Here is a 14,700-nt window from a genome sequence, read left to right as displayed (position 1 = left end):
CAACTTCAATCTAGGGTATGCTGCTGAACCGGCAAGGTCGCGTGATTTCTGCGAACCTGTGCCGGGCTCTAATGTGCAGTATAGGCCCCATCCACCAGGTAATGAGCGCCTGTAATGAAGCTCGCCTGTTCAGACAGCAGGAAGCTGACGAGATTGGCGACCTCATCAGGTGTCCCCCGCCGGCACATTGGCTGCAGCGCCGCCATCCGCCTTGTGCTCGCTGCTTCCAGATGCTCCGACAGGAGTGGCGTGTCGATCCAGCCGGGACCGACAGCGTTTACCCGGATTCCATATCGCGCATATTCTATCGCGGCGACCTTCGTCAGTCCGACAAGGCCGTGCTTGGCTGTTGTATAGGCGGCCGCGGTCGGCAACCCGACGGCCCCAAGGGCAGAGGACATGTTCACGATTGCCCCCCCGCCCGATTTCAGCATCGCTCCGATCTCGCATTTCATGCAGTAGAAAACGCTGTTCAGATTGACGTTCATCAATCTGTGCCAGTCGTCGAGCGGATAATCTGCGACCGCTGCCCGCACGCCATCGACCCCCGCATTGTTGACGGCGAGATTGAGACCGCCGCATTCCTCGACGGCAAAATGCACAAGCCTCTGCACGGCCTCGAAATCGGTCACATCGACGACAAAGGCGCGGGCGCGCCCGCCGTCCGAAGTAATTGCCGCGGCAGTCTTGTGTGCAGCATCCTCATTGAGATCGGCAACGACGACCTCGGCACCCTCGTTGGCGAGCTGCCGGGAAACGGCAGCCCCGATACCGGAGCCCCCACCCGTCACGATCGCGACTTTTCCTTCCAGGCAAAGTTTCATCGCTTCCTTCCATTCCCGTATTCTAATACTCTTGCAAAACGAGTGGCTGAGGCAAGGAGATTCGTGAATGATCGAAATGCATACTATTACAAGTTGCGCAGCTTGTCCGCCTGCCAGATACGCAATTCCACAGAAGCGAATGGGCCGGAAACGAGCCCGCTGCTGACCGGAAAATATCGAAGCTGACTGAGGGTAGGTGGAAATGAACGAAAGGGCAGCAGTCACGCGCCGGGGCCTCGTATTGGGCAGCCTGGCTCTGATGCTTCATGGATGCAGTACGACATCGGATGGCCCGCCGCTGGGCTACCGGGTTTTGGGAAGGGATCCGGATGCCGATCCCCGCTATCGCCGGCAGGAAGTGGCCTATGACGGAGGCGAGCCGCCCGGCACCATCGTCGTCGATACGGGCGCACGCTATCTCTATTTCGTCGAGGACGGCGGCGTTGCCACGCGCTATGGCGTCGCCGTTGGCGAGGAAGGCTTAAGCTTCAAGGGCGAAGCCTCGATCGGCCGCAAGGCGGAGTGGCCCTCGTGGAAGCCCACCGACGACATGATCGCGCGCAAGCCGCGGCTCGCCCAATATGCCGATGGCGTGCCGGGAGGACCGGACAACCCGCTGGGGGCTGCGGCTCTTTACCTCTACCAGGGCGGCCAGGACACGCTCTTCCGGCTGCACGGAACCAACGCGCCCTGGTCGATCGGTCAAGCGGTTTCGAACGGCTGCATTCGCCTGACCAATGCAAACATAGTCGACCTCTACTCCCGCACCCGGGTGGGAACGCGTGTGGTCGTCATTTGATGCCGTTTACCATGTGAAATTGCGGGGTTGGCCACACCGGTAAGTATCTGCTAATGTAGATTCGTTGCACATTGCATCACTCCCGCACTGTCCAAGGTGCCGATTATCGTCAAACTTTGAGGTGCAGTCTTTCAGGCCTGCACCAGGATGAGGAGAGGACTTAATGAGCAGAATTTTATTCGTGATCCTCGCAACGCTTGCGGTGGCCAATCTGAGTGCCTGCGGGTCGATTGGTAAAGGCAAGGGGAAAGCTCCACCGCCCGCAGCAACGGCCGTCTACAAGTAAAATTCGCATGAACTTAGGAAGGGCTCGATAGGCCCTTCCTCTCTCCAACATCCTAAAACAGCCAGGATTGATCCCGCCTGCCATTCAGGACGCAGGAACGGCGCATCAGCCGGCATCAGGCCCGCATTCGCAGGAGCCTGCACATGGAGCGTGTTGATGGCGCTTGAAAGAAGCCGCTTGTGCTTGGTCGCTATTTTGGCGGTTGTGGTATCATCGTGTCAGTCAGAAGACAAAGCCCCCCAGCCACGTTATACATCCGATGCCCGTGACCTGAAGAAACCGGCCACGGCTCAAAACCAGGCGGGGCGGCGTTTCATCGAGTTCCGCTCGCGTTACGCGCTGACCTACGGTCACACCTATGTCGTTTTCGGGAGCGTCGACAAGAACGGAAGAATGATCAATCCCGATGTTGCCGGACTTGCCCCGGCTTCGGAAGATGCCGCGCCCTATGTGATCGGCCACTTCATTCCCGTCCCCGCCACGACAGGCCCAACGGATGGCGACCTCGAGGAACAATACCGCTCGGCAAGCTGGCGCGTGATGCTGACGGATGCCGAATATGACGACACGGTCGCCTACATCAGGGGCCTCCAGGCACGCAGCCGTCTCTGGGAAGCGACTGTCTACAATTGCAATGCCTTCGTGGCCGATATCGCCAAGCATATGGGCTATAAGACGCCCGGCATCTGGCTTCGCCCGCAACAATTCATTACAGATCTGCGGGAGATGAATACGGGTTGATAGAAAAGCAGGGCGATCCCGGAAAACGGATCGTGGAAAGGTTCTGGTGCAGATTTGAACTTGTCAGTTCACACCATTGGCGAGATCGTCTGGGTCCTCGGAATTGTCGCATGGTACATCATTCGATACCCGTTTGAGCGCCGCGGCAAACGCGTGCCCGTCGTCAGCAGCCGGCGGAGCATCTCGGAGAAGATAGCCCTTGCGGCGGCTCTCGCGGGGCTTGCGATCGTGCCTGGATTTTACGTCGCGACAGGCATCCCGAAAGCTGCCGACTACCCTGCCCACCTGTGGGCGGTCGTGCTTGGGGCCGCTATCTTCTGCCTCGCAATGTGGGTCTTTCGCAGGACACACAAGCAGCTGGGACGAAACTGGTCCATCACGCTGGAAATCCGCCAGAAGCACGAGCTGATATCATCAGGTCCCTACGCGCTGGTGCGCCACCCCATGTACACCTCCTTCATGCTGATGGGCCTCGCCCAGGCTTTCCTGCTGGCAAACTGGGTGGCAGGTCTGGCTGGCCTCGTCGGCTTTGCCGTGCTGTTCTTCCTGCGGGTGGACAAGGAAGAGCGTATGATGATGGATGTTTTTGGCCCTGAATACCGCGCCTATATGGACAAAACCAAGCGGATCATCCCTTATCTCTATTAGGGGGAGCAGCAGGATGAGGGGACGAACAATCAGACTTTCGCCCGCAAGGCGGCTTGTCGGAGATCTCATGCGATTTTCGATCGGCATCCCGCGGGTCACCGTGCAGCGGCAGATGAATATCCGCCCGCTGCTGGATGCCCGAAACGCCTGCAATCCGCGCCCGTCATGGACCGTGCTGTTCCTGAAAGGCTATGCGCTGCTCTCGAAGGAGACCCCGGATCTCCGGCGCGCCTATATCAAATTCCCGTTTCATCAGCTCTACGAATATCCTGAAAGCGTGGCCTCCATCGCTCATGAGCGCGAGCATGAGGGCGAGCGGATCGTTCTCCTGAGCAAGATAAAGGGGCCGGAACAGCGCCCCATTCCCGAGCTGGAAAAGCTGATCCGCGAAGCCCGCTCGCTGCCGATTGGCGAGATCAAGGACTTCCGGCGTTCGCTCAAACTTGCCCGGGCGCCTGCCCTGCTCCGCTGGTCCATGATGTGGCTCGGGCTCAACCTGGCAAAACGGCGCGGGCATTATTTCGGCACGTTCCAGTTCTCTGTCTATTCCGGCCTCGGCGCCGAATCCTTGAATCCGCTGACGCCGCTCACCACGCTGCTGAATTACGGCCCGATCGATGCGGACGGCACGGTCACCGTGCGCATCCACTATGATCACCGCGTCATGGATGGCGCCACGATCGCCCGGGCATTGGAGCGGTTCGAAAAGATCCTGAACGGCGAAGTCACTGACGAGGTCAGGGGGCTGCCGCAGGCGGGAAAGCCCGCCGGCATATCGATTGCGGGAATTGTCCCATGAGCGAAAGCGCCGAGCAGCGCTTGGCTGTCGTCGTTCTCGGAGCGTCCCGCGGCATCGGGCGTGCTATTGCCAGGGTTGCCGCGCGCGAGGGCAATATCGTCGTTCTGGTGGCCCGCTCCGCCGAAGGCCTTGCGGCCGCCGCAACGGAGATTGCGCAGGCGGGCGGCGAAGCCTTCACGATCGAACTCGACCTCGCCTCTGCGGATGCATCCGCCCGGCTGGAATCCTATCTTGCCGAAAACGGGCTGACCTGCGGCGTTTTGGTCAACAGCGCCGGCTACGGGCTGCGCGGTGCGGCAACCTCCCTGCCCGCCGATGAGCAGCTCGGGATCATCGACGTCAACATCCGCGCGCTTGCCGACATGACGCTGCGCTTCCTGCCGGGCATGGTGGCGCGCCGCAGCGGCGGCGTCATCAATCTCGGCTCCGTCGCGGGTTTCACACCCGGCCCCTACATGGCCTTCTATTACGCCAGCAAGAATTTCGTGCGCGCCTTCTCGACCGCCCTTCATGAGGAGGTCCGCCGCTTCGGTGTCACGGTAACCTGCGTCGCCCCCGGCCCTGTCTCGACCGATTTCCTGGAAAAATCCGGCGCCGACCGGGCTGCCCTCTTCAAGGTCCTGCCCAAGCTCGATGCCGACTATGTGGCCGAGCAGGCATGGCAGGGTTTCAAGTCCGGCCGCCGCCTCGTCATTCCCGGCATCTCTTCGAAGCTCGCCGCCTTCATTGCGAGGATCTTGCCCTCAGCGGTGGCGCTCCGCCTGATCGGCCGGGCTCAGCGCCGGAAAAGAGACCCGAGCCCCCATCGGCCGGAAACGAGCCCCCCGGCACCGGCCCGCAAACCGGAATCGGCTTTCGGAAAGCCCGATGTCTAGGCTCAGAAGGCGTCCTTCGTGCCTGAGAATGGACGCGCAGCGCTTCAGCTGAGGCTGCGGTGGCCGGGATTAGGGCTGGTTGTCGCTGCGCACGAAAACCTGCTTTGAACGATCAGGCTGATCGGCCTGCGGTGCCTCTCGCCTGATTCGCAGCCACCAGACCGCGCTCATATGCGGCGCCGTCAGTTGTCCATCATGAGGAGATGGTTTCACCACCTCGTTCTGAATGCGATTGCCTTTTCCGGGCGCAATATCGTCAGCGCAAGCCATGGCCACAGGAAGAGCAAGAGCAGCGCCGGTAACAAGCGCTCTCCAGGCATGTCGTCCGATTCCTGGCGTGACGTGCTGGTTTCTCATCAGCCCATTCAGCCAGAACATTAGCATTTATGGAAGTACGAAACGGTAAATGCGCCGGCAGTAAACGTAAATATACTGGCGGCTCGCGCCCGCAATCCTCATACACATCTGGACTGGCCTCGCAAGATAAACATTCATTCGATTGACTGAAACGTTCGTTGGGGTTATATATGAGACATGACTGATGAACAAAACCAACCAAACCGCGCCGAAATCACCCGGGAAAAGCTGCTGTCCGCGGCCCTCGATGTCTTCGGCCGATACGGCTTCGACGGGACTTCGACGCGGCAGCTCAGCGAAGCCGCAGGCGTCAACCTGCAGGCCATTCCCTATTATTTCGGCGGCAAGGAAGGCCTCTATGTCGCGACCGCAGAATATCTGGTCTCCCGCATCGACCGTCATGTCGGCTCCCTGCGCCAGCAGATCGGCGCCCATCTCATGGCGCTCGAGGCTGCGGGTCGGAAGCTGAGCGAAGAGGATGCGCGACGCCTGCTGACGGAGATGGGCGCGACCATGGTCGGCCTTTTCGTCAGCAAGGAGTCCGAGCCCTGGGCGCGCTTCATCATCCGCGAGCAGATGGAGCCGACCGAGGCCTTCGCCCGTGTCTATCAGGGCCTCATGCGCCCGATGATCGAAATGGCGCGCCGGATGATCGGCACCATCCTGCAGGAAGACCCGGCCAGCGAACATGTGCGGCTGCGCACCCTCGCCTTCGTCGGCAACATCATGGTCTTCCGTGTCGCCCATGCGGCCGTTCTCGCCCAGATGGAGTGGCAGTCGGTCGGCCCTGAACAACTCCAGACCCTGCGCAACCTCGTTGCAGAGCTTGTCGGCCAGTTGCATCAGCCGAAAGGAAATACAAGATGAGACGGATCCTCCCCCTTGCCATCCTCATTCTCGTTGCGGCGGGCGCTGCCGCCTGGTGGTACGGCCTACCTCAGAAGCTCGGCTGGCTGCCGGAACGATCAAGGGAATTCGCGCTCTATGGCAATGTCGATATCCGCCAGGTCTCGCTCGGCTTCCGCGTCAATGGCCGGCTTGCTTCGCTTGCTGTCGATGAAGGCGACATGATCAAGAGCGGCGACGTGCTCGGCAAACTGGATGCCACACCCAATGAGGCAGCCGTCGCCTCCGCCGAGGCCAATGTCACCGCACTGCAGGCGACACTCGACAAGCTGAAGGCCGGCCCCCGCCCGACGGAAATCGCCCAGGCACAAGCATCCTACGACGAAAGCCTTGCGGCGCTCAGCAATGCCAACATCGCCTACGACCGCGCGCGCCAGCTCCGCCCACAGGGCACGATATCGGAGGCAAGTCTCGATGAGGCGACAGCCAACCGGTCGATGGCCGCAGCACGCGCCGATTCCGTAAACCAGGCCCTGAAGCTTCTGCAGGAAGGCACCCGCGTGGAAGATATCGCCGCTGCCGAAGCGCAATTGAAGGCCGCCCAATCCGCGCTGGTCTCCGCCCGCATCTCGCTTGCCGATACCGAACTGCGCGCCCCGAATGACGGCGTCATCCTCTCTCGCGTGCGGGAGCCCGGCGCCATCGTTTCGCCGGCCGATACCGTCTTTGTGCTCTCGCTGACCCAGCCGGTCTGGGTGCGCAGCTATGTCGCGGAAGGCGATCTTGGCCGCCTGCATCCCGGCATGAAGGTTCAGGTGACCTCGGATACGCAGCCGGACAGGCCCTATGAAGGCACGATCGGCTTCATTTCGCCGGTCGCGGAATTCACGCCGAAATCGGTCGAGACGCCCGAGCTTCGCACTGATCTCGTCTACCGCCTGCGCATCGTCATCGACAAGCCCGGCCCGGACCTGCGTCAGGGCATGCCGGTCACCGTGCACTTTCCCTCGCTGGCCGCACAATGAGCACGTCTCCCGCCCCAAAGGATGAAGCGCTGGTGCGGCTTGCCGATGTCACCAAGCGCTTCGGCGATGGCCCGGCCGCACTTGATGCCGTCTCCGGCGAAGTGAAGGGCGGCGCGATCACCGGACTCGTCGGCCCCGACGGCGCCGGCAAGACGACATTGATCCGGCTGATGACCGGCCTGATGCTGCCCGATAGCGGCACGGTCGAGGTGCTGGGCTTCAATACGCAGAAGAACCCGGCCGCCATCCAGGCCTCGATCGGCTACATGCCGCAGCGCTTCGGCCTCTATGAGGACCTGTCGGTTCAGGAAAATCTCGATCTCTACGCCGATCTGCGCGGCCTGCCGAAGGCCGAGCGCGCAGCCTCCTTCGAGGAACTGCTGACCTTCACCGATCTCAAGCGCTTCACGACGCGGCTTGCCGGTAAGCTCTCGGGCGGCATGAAGCAGAAGCTCGGCCTTGCCTGCGCGCTGCTGAAGAAGCCGCGCCTGCTGCTGCTCGATGAGCCGGGCGTCGGCGTCGATCCCATTTCGCGCCGCGATCTCTGGAAAATGGTCGAGAACCTGACGCAGGAAGGCATCGGCGTGCTCTGGTCGACCGCCTATCTGGATGAGGCCGAAGCCTGCGATCACGTTCTGCTGCTCAATCAGGGCAAGCTGCTCTTTTCCGGCAAGCCGCATGATCTGACCGGCCGCGTGGAGGACCGCGTCTTCAAGGTGTCAGGCGTGACAGGCCGCAGGCGCCAGGTGCTGGCCGAACTCCTGCAGACGAAAGGCGTCATCGACGGCGTCATCCAGGGCGATGCCATCCGCCTCGTCACTGGCAAGGATGAGACGCCTGATATCGGTGGTGCCGGCGGTGAAGCAAAGCTCGCGCCCACCCCTGCCCGCTTCGAGGATGCCTTCATCGATATGCTCGGCGGCGGCCCCGGCGGACGCTCGAAACTCGCGGAAGCGCAAGGGTCGCCAAGCGAAATGGGCAACCGGCCCGTCATCGAGGCGCATGGCCTGACCAAGCGCTTCGGGGATTTCACCGCTGCCGACAAGATCACCTTCGATATAAGCCGCGGCGAGATCTTCGGCCTGCTCGGCCCGAATGGTGCGGGCAAGTCCACCACCTTCAAGATGCTCTGCGGCTTGTTGAAGCCGACGGAGGGCGAAGGCCGTGTTGCCGGCTTCGACCTGCGCAAGGATGCCGCCGAGGCCCGCAACCAGCTCGGCTACATGGCACAGAAATTCTCACTCTATGGCGATCTCACCGTCATGCAGAATCTCGAATTCTTCGCCGGCGTCTACGGTCTTTCCGGCAGCCGCCGCCGCGAGCGCATCAAGCTGATGACCGAGATCTTCGATTTCGGCCGCCACGTGCGCCATTCGGCGAAGGACCTGCCGCTCGGCCTGAAACAGCGCCTGGCGCTTGCCTGCGCCGTCATGCATGAGCCGCGCGCCCTCTTCCTCGACGAACCCACATCAGGCGTTGATCCGATTACCCGGCGCGAATTCTGGACCCATATCAACGCGCTCGTCGAAAAGGGCGTCACAGTGCTCGTGACGACGCATTTCATGGACGAGGCGGAATATTGCGACCGCATCTCGCTGATCTATCGCGGCCGCTCGATCGCGCTCGGCTCGCCCGATGAGCTGAAGGCGCGTGTCGCAACCAAGGAGCAGCCGGACCCGACGATGGAGGACGCCTTCATCGCTCTTGTTCAGGAGTCGGAAACAGAGGGGGAAGCCGCGTGAGCACCTCTTCCCGCATCCGCCGCTTCGTCGCCCTCGTGCGCAAGGAAAGCTATCAGGCGATCCGTGATCCCAGCACCATTCTCATCGCCTTCGTGCTGCCGCTGATCCTGCTCTTCCTCTTCGGCTATGGCGTGTCGCTGGATACGACCCGCACACGCATCGGCCTCGTGCTGGAGCAGGCCACACCCTTGACGCAGGACCTCTCGGCAAGCTTCCAGGCCTCCCGCTACTTCTCCGTCACAGTCGGGCGCGACCGGCGCATGTTCGAGAACGATCTCGTGCTCGGCAATGTGCGCGGCATCGTCGTTATTCCCGCAGACTTCACGACGGACTATGCCGCCGGCAACCGCCCGCAGATCCAGGTTCTCGTCGACGGTTCGGACCCGAATACCGCCAATTTCGTGCAGAACTATGCGCAAGGGACCGTCGCCAACTGGGAGCGGCAGCGGCAATCCGAAACCGTCGCGGCCGGACCGCCCATCTCCATCGAGCAGCGCTTCTGGTTCAATCCGGAGCTCACGAGCCGCAACTTCCTCGTCCCCGGCTCCATCGCCATCGTCATGACGCTGGTCGGCACGCTGCTCACCTCGCTCGTCGTCGCCCGCGAATGGGAGCGCGGCACGATGGAGGCGATGATGGCGACGCCGGTGACATCAGCCGAACTGCTTGCCGGCAAGATCCTCCCCTATTTCCTGCTCGGCCTCGCCTCGATGACGCTCTGCGTGCTGCTGGCCGTCTTCCTCTTCGGCGTTCCCTTTCGGGGTTCGGTCGCAGCACTCTATGCTTTGTCAGCCGCCTTCCTGATCCCCGCACTCGGCCAGGGCCTGCTGATCTCGACGGCGACCAAGAACCAGTTCCTCGCCTCGCAGATCGCGCTGATCACAGCCTTTCTGCCGGCCTTCCTGCTGTCGGGCTTTCTCTTCGAGATCAATTCCATGCCCGCGATCATCCAGTGGATCACCATCATCGTGCCGGCCCGCTATCTGATCCCCAGCCTGCAGACGGTGTTCCTGGCAGGCGATATCTGGCCGATGTTCGCGCGCTCCATTGCCGTCATGCTCACGATCGGTGGCATCATGTTTGTGCTGGCTGCTCGCAGCACCAGAAAGAGGATCGGCTGAGATGTGGTGGACGCGGCTGAAGGCCCTCATCATCAAGGAACTGCTCGCCGTGATGCGCGACCCCAAGGGTCGTTTCGTGCTGATCGTGCCGCCCCTCATGCAGCTCCTCGTCTTTTCCTATGCGGCGACACTCGAAGTGCGCAATGTCGATGTGATGGTGCTGAACCGCGACAGCGGTCATTGGGGGCAGGAACTGATCCAGCGCATCCAGGGCTCGCCGACATTCCGGCGCATCGAGACCACCGATAACCAGACCGATATCCGCGAGGCGATCGACGGCCAGTCCGTCATTGCCGCAATCGAGATCGGCCCGGATTTCTCCCGCAACATCGAGGCCGGTATCCCCGCTGATCTGCAGATCATCCTCGACGGGCGCCGCTCCAACGCTTCCCAGATCGTCTCCGGCTATCTCACCCAAATCGGCATGACGCTTTCGGCCGAAACGCCGGCAGGCCGGCGCGCCATGGCGAAGACGGTCGCGACCGTGCCGCGCAACTGGTTCAACGCCAACCTCACCTATCAATGGTTCATGGTGCCGAACCTGATCGCCAGCATCGCCTTGCTCATCGGCCTCATCGTCACAGCGCTCTCCATTGCCCGCGAACGGGAACTCGGCACTTTCGACCAGCTGATGGTCTCGCCGCTGCGCGTCCATGAAATCCTGATCGGCAAGCTCATTCCGCCAATGATGATCGGCCTCTTCCACATGACGCTTTATGTGCTGGCGGCGATCTTCATCTTCGGCGTGCCCTTACGCGGCTCGCTCTTCCTGCTCTATGGCAGCTCGATCTTCTATCTGGGTTCGGTGGCAGGCCTCGGCCTCTTCATCTCGGCGCTCTCGATGACACAGCAGCAGGCAATCCTCGGCGCCTTCCTGTTCATGGTGCCGGCCATGCTGCTTTCGGGTTTCGCAACCCCGATCGAGAACATGCCGGACTGGCTGCAGCCAATCACGATCATCAATCCGCTGCGCTATTTCCTCATCATCGTCAAAGGCGTCTTCCTGAAGGATATTCCGGCCGCCGAGGTGCTGAACCAGACCATTCCACTGGCGCTGATCGCCTGCGCGACACTTGGTGCTGCCGCCTGGCTGTTCCGCCGCAGGCTGGAATAGCACACCTCACACTATGTGACCTGCGCTTCCAAACCGTGACTCCGAAACGCTTCTCCGGCCGGAACATCGACAGGATGGGCTCGTTACCCCAATGCAAACCAAAGCAATTCCAGCAGAAGCCTATAGCGGTTCTGCATCCGGAATTGGCTTGAAAACAAAGACATAGAGCTAAGGAGAAGCAAAATGTACAAGGTCATTCTTGTATCGAGCGCGCTTGCGCTCTCGTCTCTCGCCACCAATGCGATGGCTGATGGAGCCGTAACGGGTGCCGCCGGCGGCGCTATCACCGGCGCCATTGTCGGCGGTCCCGTGGGCGCTGCAATTGGCGGCGTGGCAGGCGGTGTAGCCGGTGCTGTCGTCGATCCGCCGCCGCGTGAGGTCGTGACCTATGTCGAGCAGCAGCCGGCCCCGCCGTCAGCAGTGGTCGTGCAGCAGCCGATCGTGGTTGGCAAGCCGCTGCCTGCAGATGTTCAGGTGATCCCGGTGCCGGATAATCCGCGTTACGCCTATACCGTCATCAACGACCGCCATGTGATCGTCGAGCCGCAGACCCATCGTGTGGTTCAAGTGATCGAATAACAGGGAACTGGCCCCGCTTGCTTCAGCGGGGCCTTTTTCTATGTACGGTTCCGCAGGGCTTCCGCCTGCGCATAGAACTTCTTTTCCCACTCCTTGTGATTATCGAGCCCTTCGCGGATGAACGGCGTGAAAATCGCAAGATTGAGCAGAGCCCAGTTGATTAGCCGCGCCGGGAATTTCAGCGGCTTCACGAAATCGATGAACAGGACGACGCGCGTCTTGTCCGTGTGGTTCCAGGCTTCATGCTCATAGGCGTCGTCGAAGATCAGCGCCTTGCCTTCCTGCCAGTGGCAGATCTGGTCCTTCACGCGGATGGCGAGCTTATCGGTCGCATCAGGCACGATCATGCCGAGATGCAGGCGCAGCACGCCATTATAGGGGCCGCGATGCGCCGGCAGATGTTTGCCGGGCTCGAAGATCGAAAACATCGCCGTCTTCAGGCCGGGGATCTTCTGCACCGCCTTCCAGGTTTCCGGGCAGGCCTGGATGTTCTGCTCCGACTTTACGCCGAAACCGACGAGGAAGAAGGTCTTCCAGCGATTGTCCTTGGAGATGGTCTGCACGTCGGTGGAGATTTCCTGGAAGCTCGGCAGCTCGCTCTGGCGCACCAGCACGCGGTCCAGTTCGGCGCGGATCTCAGGCCAGGCCTTCTCGACCTCCTTCGCCCACGGGAACACCGCGTTGTCATAAACAGGCGGATTGCCGAGCTTTGCATATTTGAAGTTCAGGCCCTCGGCCCAGGCGACGATGCCCATGAAGAAGCGCGTGATGGCGCTGGGGCGATCCATGGGGGCGATCCCGGCAGTGGCGAAGCCCTGCGTTTCGGGAGTGGATACTGATTGTTCGGGAAGGGGGGTGTTGGCAATACCGTCTGTCATGGGCGTTCCATTGCGGGCCTTGGGAGATTGCATGGCCTTCCGCGCAGGAGCCGACACGACATCACCGCGTTGACCATTTCCTAAATATGGATAGTCACGCCCGCCGCTCAAGTACAGGTTTTGCGATCAAATGCCGCAGGAACCGCCGCGCATTGTGACGGCGGTTCCGTTTGATAAATATCAGACTTTCAGCTCGCGGCGTTCGCGCTCGGTGACCATGGCAAGGTCGAGCACCTTCTGCAGGTTTGCCGCATGACGGAAGTTCGGGTCGAGCTGCACGCCCGTCGCCACGGCCTCGGCAAAGCGCTGATAGTTGGTTGGAACCGGCGGCGCGTCGACCGGCTTCCAGGTCGCCGTTTCGACATCCTCGCCGAGGCAGCCATGCAGCTCCGAACCGCTTGGACGGTGGATGACCTCGAGGCTGCCCTTCTCGCCATAGATGCGCAGCTTCAGCTCGTTCAGATGACCCGTCGCCCAGCGGCTGGCATGGATGACGCCAAGCGCGCCGTTGGCGAAATCGACCGACATGGTGAAGCTGTCATTGGCATCGAGCATATACTCGCCGATCTGGCCGCCCGGCGCCTTGTTGAAGGTCTTCAGCCGCGCAAAGACATGATCGATATCGGTCGCAGCGCCATAGGCCGCAAAATCGAGGATATGGATGCCGACATCGCCGAGCACGCCGTTCGATCCATGGCCGGTGGACAAACGCCAGAGCCAGGTCGATTCCGTACGCCAGTCGCCCCAGGCGCGCGACACCAGCCAGCTCTGCAGATAGGACGCCTCCACATGGCGGATCGTGCCGAGCTCGCCGGCCAGCACCATCTCGCGAGCACGCTGCAGCGGTGCGACGTTGCGGTAGGTGAGGTTCACCATGTTGATGACGCCGGCGGTCTCAGCCGCTTCCGTCATCTCCAGCGCCTTCGGATAGTTTTCCGCCAGCGGCTTCTCACAAAGCACATGCTTGCCGGCCGCGATCAGCGCCATGGTGGTCGGGTGATGGATCCGGTCAGGCGTGATATTCGTCGCCGCATCGAATTCACCCCAGGCGATCGCCTCCTCCAGCGTCAGAAACCGCTTCTCGATATTGAACTTATCGGCGAATGCGGCAAGCCGGTCGGAATCCGTGTCGACGGCGCCGACCACGGTCACGCCGTCGATACTCATGAAGTGGGCGAGCTGGTTTTTCGCCATCACGCCCGTACCAAGAACGAGTAGTCGCATGGATGCTCCTCAGCGGTAACCGGCTTCGCCGGCCTGGTGCAGTCTCGGGCCGCGCTCGACGATCGGCTCCAGTGCTTTTTCTACCGGCACATTTGGGGCATCGGTAATACCAGTCAACGCACCCTCGGGGTTATAGGCCCACTTCACGCCGTTGATCAGCACCTTCTGCACGTTTGCATCGTGATAGGTCGGGTAGGTTTCGTGGCCGGGACGGAAATAGAAGATGTTGCCCGCACCACGGCGCCAGGTCAGGCCGGACCGGAAGACTTCGCCGCCCTGGAACCAGGAGATGAACACCGTTTCCAGCGGTTCGGGTACGGAGAATTGCTCACCATACATTTCCTCGTTTTCCAGCTCGAAATGCTCGCCGAGACCGGCAGCGATCGGATGGCGCTGATTGATCGTCCACAGACGCTCGCGCTCACCCGCCTCACGCCACTTGAGCGCACAGGGCGTGCCCATCAGCCGCTTGAAGATCTTGGAGAAATGGCCGGAATGCAGCACGAGCAGGCCCATGCCTTCCCACACCCGCTTGGCGACGCGCTCGACGACGACGTCGGAGACGGCGCCGTGATCCTTGTGGCCCCACCAGGTCAGAACGTCGGTCTCGGCAAGCCGGGCTTCGCTCAAGCCGTGTTCGGGTTCCTGCAGCGTTGCCGTGGTCGCGGAAATAGCCGGATCGGTGTTCAACGCCTTGGCGATCGTGGTGTGCATGCCCTCAGGGTAAATGCCGCGGACGATCTCGTTGGTTGTCTCATGGATGTTCTCTCCCCATACGACGGTGCGAATGGCCATGGCTATGCTCCTCTAGAACCTTTGGATTTTTGGCAAGCAGGAAGGCG

General features: G+C 61.5%; 17 protein-coding genes. 12 read left to right on the top strand and 5 right to left on the bottom strand.

Features of this window, described 5'->3' with window-relative positions:
* Window positions 1-68 precede the first annotated feature (68 nt).
* A complete protein-coding gene (locus AC1DM5_RS04815) occupies window positions 69-824 on the bottom strand; it encodes an SDR family NAD(P)-dependent oxidoreductase (protein ID WP_477821401.1) in 756 nt (251 codons plus the stop codon).
* Window positions 825-1,026: 202 nt separating this feature from the next.
* Between AC1DM5_RS04815 and AC1DM5_RS04810 the strand changes: the two genes are divergently transcribed.
* The 6 genes from AC1DM5_RS04810 (at window position 1,027) to AC1DM5_RS04785 (ending at window position 4,972) form a co-directional block, all read left to right on the top strand.
* Window positions 1,027-1,623 (top strand): L,D-transpeptidase, encoded by a 597-nt coding sequence (locus tag AC1DM5_RS04810; protein WP_477821402.1) that lies wholly within the window; start codon window positions 1,027-1,029, stop codon window positions 1,621-1,623.
* A 163-nt stretch (window positions 1,624-1,786) separates the two neighbouring features.
* The gene (locus AC1DM5_RS04805; protein WP_007815309.1) at window positions 1,787-1,909 is read left to right on the top strand and encodes a hypothetical protein; all 123 of its coding nucleotides are present in this window, start codon (window positions 1,787-1,789) and stop codon (window positions 1,907-1,909) included.
* A gap of 156 nt (window positions 1,910-2,065) precedes the next feature.
* A complete protein-coding gene (locus AC1DM5_RS04800; RefSeq protein ID WP_477821403.1) occupies window positions 2,066-2,650 on the top strand; it encodes a hypothetical protein in 585 nt (194 codons plus the stop codon).
* 60 nt (window positions 2,651-2,710) lie between these two features.
* On the top strand, window positions 2,711-3,298 hold the full coding sequence (locus tag AC1DM5_RS04795) for a protein-S-isoprenylcysteine O-methyltransferase (protein WP_477821404.1): 588 nt from the start codon (window positions 2,711-2,713) through the stop codon (window positions 3,296-3,298).
* A gap of 13 nt (window positions 3,299-3,311) precedes the next feature.
* Window positions 3,312-4,097 (top strand): hypothetical protein, encoded by a 786-nt coding sequence (locus AC1DM5_RS04790; RefSeq protein ID WP_477821405.1) that lies wholly within the window; start codon window positions 3,312-3,314, stop codon window positions 4,095-4,097.
* A complete protein-coding gene (locus AC1DM5_RS04785) occupies window positions 4,094-4,972 on the top strand; it encodes an SDR family NAD(P)-dependent oxidoreductase (RefSeq protein WP_477821406.1) in 879 nt (292 codons plus the stop codon). The genes AC1DM5_RS04790 and AC1DM5_RS04785 overlap by 4 nt, the downstream gene beginning before the upstream one ends.
* Before the next feature lie 69 nt (window positions 4,973-5,041).
* On the opposite strand, the gene AC1DM5_RS04780 is transcribed toward AC1DM5_RS04785, so the two are convergent.
* A complete protein-coding gene (locus AC1DM5_RS04780; RefSeq protein ID WP_477821407.1) occupies window positions 5,042-5,350 on the bottom strand; it encodes a hypothetical protein in 309 nt (102 codons plus the stop codon).
* Window positions 5,351-5,506: 156 nt separating this feature from the next.
* Between AC1DM5_RS04780 and AC1DM5_RS04775 the strand changes: the two genes are divergently transcribed.
* The 6 genes from AC1DM5_RS04775 (at window position 5,507) to AC1DM5_RS04750 (ending at window position 11,756) form a co-directional block, all read left to right on the top strand.
* A complete protein-coding gene (locus AC1DM5_RS04775) occupies window positions 5,507-6,196 on the top strand; it encodes a CerR family C-terminal domain-containing protein (protein WP_477821408.1) in 690 nt (229 codons plus the stop codon).
* Window positions 6,193-7,200 (top strand): secretion protein HlyD, encoded by a 1,008-nt coding sequence (gene hlyD, locus AC1DM5_RS04770; protein WP_477821409.1) that lies wholly within the window; start codon window positions 6,193-6,195, stop codon window positions 7,198-7,200. The genes AC1DM5_RS04775 and hlyD overlap by 4 nt, the downstream gene beginning before the upstream one ends.
* Window positions 7,197-8,942 carry an ATP-binding cassette domain-containing protein gene (locus AC1DM5_RS04765; protein ID WP_477821410.1) on the top strand — a complete coding sequence of 582 codons (1,746 nt, stop codon included), beginning with the start codon at window positions 7,197-7,199 and terminating at the stop codon, window positions 8,940-8,942. Before hlyD ends, AC1DM5_RS04765 begins: the two co-directional genes overlap by 4 nt.
* Window positions 8,939-10,063: an ABC transporter permease gene (locus AC1DM5_RS04760; RefSeq protein WP_477821411.1), complete on the top strand. Its 1,125-nt coding sequence runs from the start codon at window positions 8,939-8,941 to the stop codon at window positions 10,061-10,063. The genes AC1DM5_RS04765 and AC1DM5_RS04760 overlap by 4 nt, the downstream gene beginning before the upstream one ends.
* A 1-nt stretch (window position 10,064) precedes the next feature.
* On the top strand, window positions 10,065-11,177 hold the full coding sequence (locus tag AC1DM5_RS04755) for an ABC transporter permease (protein WP_477821412.1): 1,113 nt from the start codon (window positions 10,065-10,067) through the stop codon (window positions 11,175-11,177).
* A gap of 183 nt (window positions 11,178-11,360) precedes the next feature.
* Entirely contained in the window at window positions 11,361-11,756 is a 396-nt protein-coding gene (locus tag AC1DM5_RS04750) for a DUF1236 domain-containing protein (protein WP_477821413.1), read from the top strand.
* A gap of 38 nt (window positions 11,757-11,794) precedes the next feature.
* Here the strand turns inward: AC1DM5_RS04750 and olsC are convergent, their stop codons facing one another.
* The 3 genes from olsC to AC1DM5_RS04735 form a co-directional block, all read right to left on the bottom strand.
* On the bottom strand, window positions 11,795-12,634 hold the full coding sequence (gene olsC / locus AC1DM5_RS04745) for an ornithine lipid ester-linked acyl 2-hydroxylase OlsC (RefSeq protein ID WP_477821414.1): 840 nt from the start codon (window positions 12,632-12,634) through the stop codon (window positions 11,795-11,797).
* Between the two features lie 180 nt (window positions 12,635-12,814).
* Window positions 12,815-13,858 carry a Gfo/Idh/MocA family protein gene (locus tag AC1DM5_RS04740; protein ID WP_477821415.1) on the bottom strand — a complete coding sequence of 348 codons (1,044 nt, stop codon included), beginning with the start codon at window positions 13,856-13,858 and terminating at the stop codon, window positions 12,815-12,817.
* Between the two features lie 9 nt (window positions 13,859-13,867).
* Window positions 13,868-14,653: a ThuA domain-containing protein gene (locus AC1DM5_RS04735; protein ID WP_113185363.1), complete on the bottom strand. Its 786-nt coding sequence runs from the start codon at window positions 14,651-14,653 to the stop codon at window positions 13,868-13,870.
* Window positions 14,654-14,700 lie beyond the last annotated feature (47 nt).

The organism is Rhizobium sp. 01T437, from assembly GCF_056398505.1.
This window is presented reverse-complemented; position numbering and strand designations above follow the sequence as displayed.

Bases quoted from the DNA above. Each gene is read 5' to 3' on its own strand.
- AC1DM5_RS04750 (WP_477821413.1), top strand. From the start codon at position 11,361: ATGTACAAGGTCATTCTTGTATCGAGCGCGCTTGCGCTCTCGTCTCTC.
- AC1DM5_RS04815 (WP_477821401.1), bottom strand. From the start codon at position 824: ATGAAACTTTGCCTGGAAGGAAAAGTCGCGATCGTGACGGGTGGGGGC.
- AC1DM5_RS04740 (WP_477821415.1), bottom strand. From the start codon at position 13,858: ATGCGACTACTCGTTCTTGGTACGGGCGTGATGGCGAAAAACCAGCTC.
- AC1DM5_RS04755 (WP_477821412.1), top strand. From the start codon at position 10,065: ATGTGGTGGACGCGGCTGAAGGCCCTCATCATCAAGGAACTGCTCGCC.
- AC1DM5_RS04780 (WP_477821407.1), bottom strand. From the start codon at position 5,350: ATGTTCTGGCTGAATGGGCTGATGAGAAACCAGCACGTCACGCCAGGA.
- AC1DM5_RS04800 (WP_477821403.1), top strand. From the start codon at position 2,066: ATGGCGCTTGAAAGAAGCCGCTTGTGCTTGGTCGCTATTTTGGCGGTT.
- AC1DM5_RS04735 (WP_113185363.1), bottom strand. From the start codon at position 14,653: ATGGCCATTCGCACCGTCGTATGGGGAGAGAACATCCATGAGACAACC.
- AC1DM5_RS04775 (WP_477821408.1), top strand. From the start codon at position 5,507: ATGACTGATGAACAAAACCAACCAAACCGCGCCGAAATCACCCGGGAA.
- olsC (WP_477821414.1), bottom strand. From the start codon at position 12,634: ATGACAGACGGTATTGCCAACACCCCCCTTCCCGAACAATCAGTATCC.
- AC1DM5_RS04790 (WP_477821405.1), top strand. From the start codon at position 3,312: ATGAGGGGACGAACAATCAGACTTTCGCCCGCAAGGCGGCTTGTCGGA.
- hlyD (WP_477821409.1), top strand. From the start codon at position 6,193: ATGAGACGGATCCTCCCCCTTGCCATCCTCATTCTCGTTGCGGCGGGC.
- AC1DM5_RS04785 (WP_477821406.1), top strand. From the start codon at position 4,094: ATGAGCGAAAGCGCCGAGCAGCGCTTGGCTGTCGTCGTTCTCGGAGCG.
- AC1DM5_RS04765 (WP_477821410.1), top strand. From the start codon at position 7,197: ATGAGCACGTCTCCCGCCCCAAAGGATGAAGCGCTGGTGCGGCTTGCC.
- AC1DM5_RS04805 (WP_007815309.1), top strand. From the start codon at position 1,787: ATGAGCAGAATTTTATTCGTGATCCTCGCAACGCTTGCGGTGGCCAAT.
- AC1DM5_RS04810 (WP_477821402.1), top strand. From the start codon at position 1,027: ATGAACGAAAGGGCAGCAGTCACGCGCCGGGGCCTCGTATTGGGCAGC.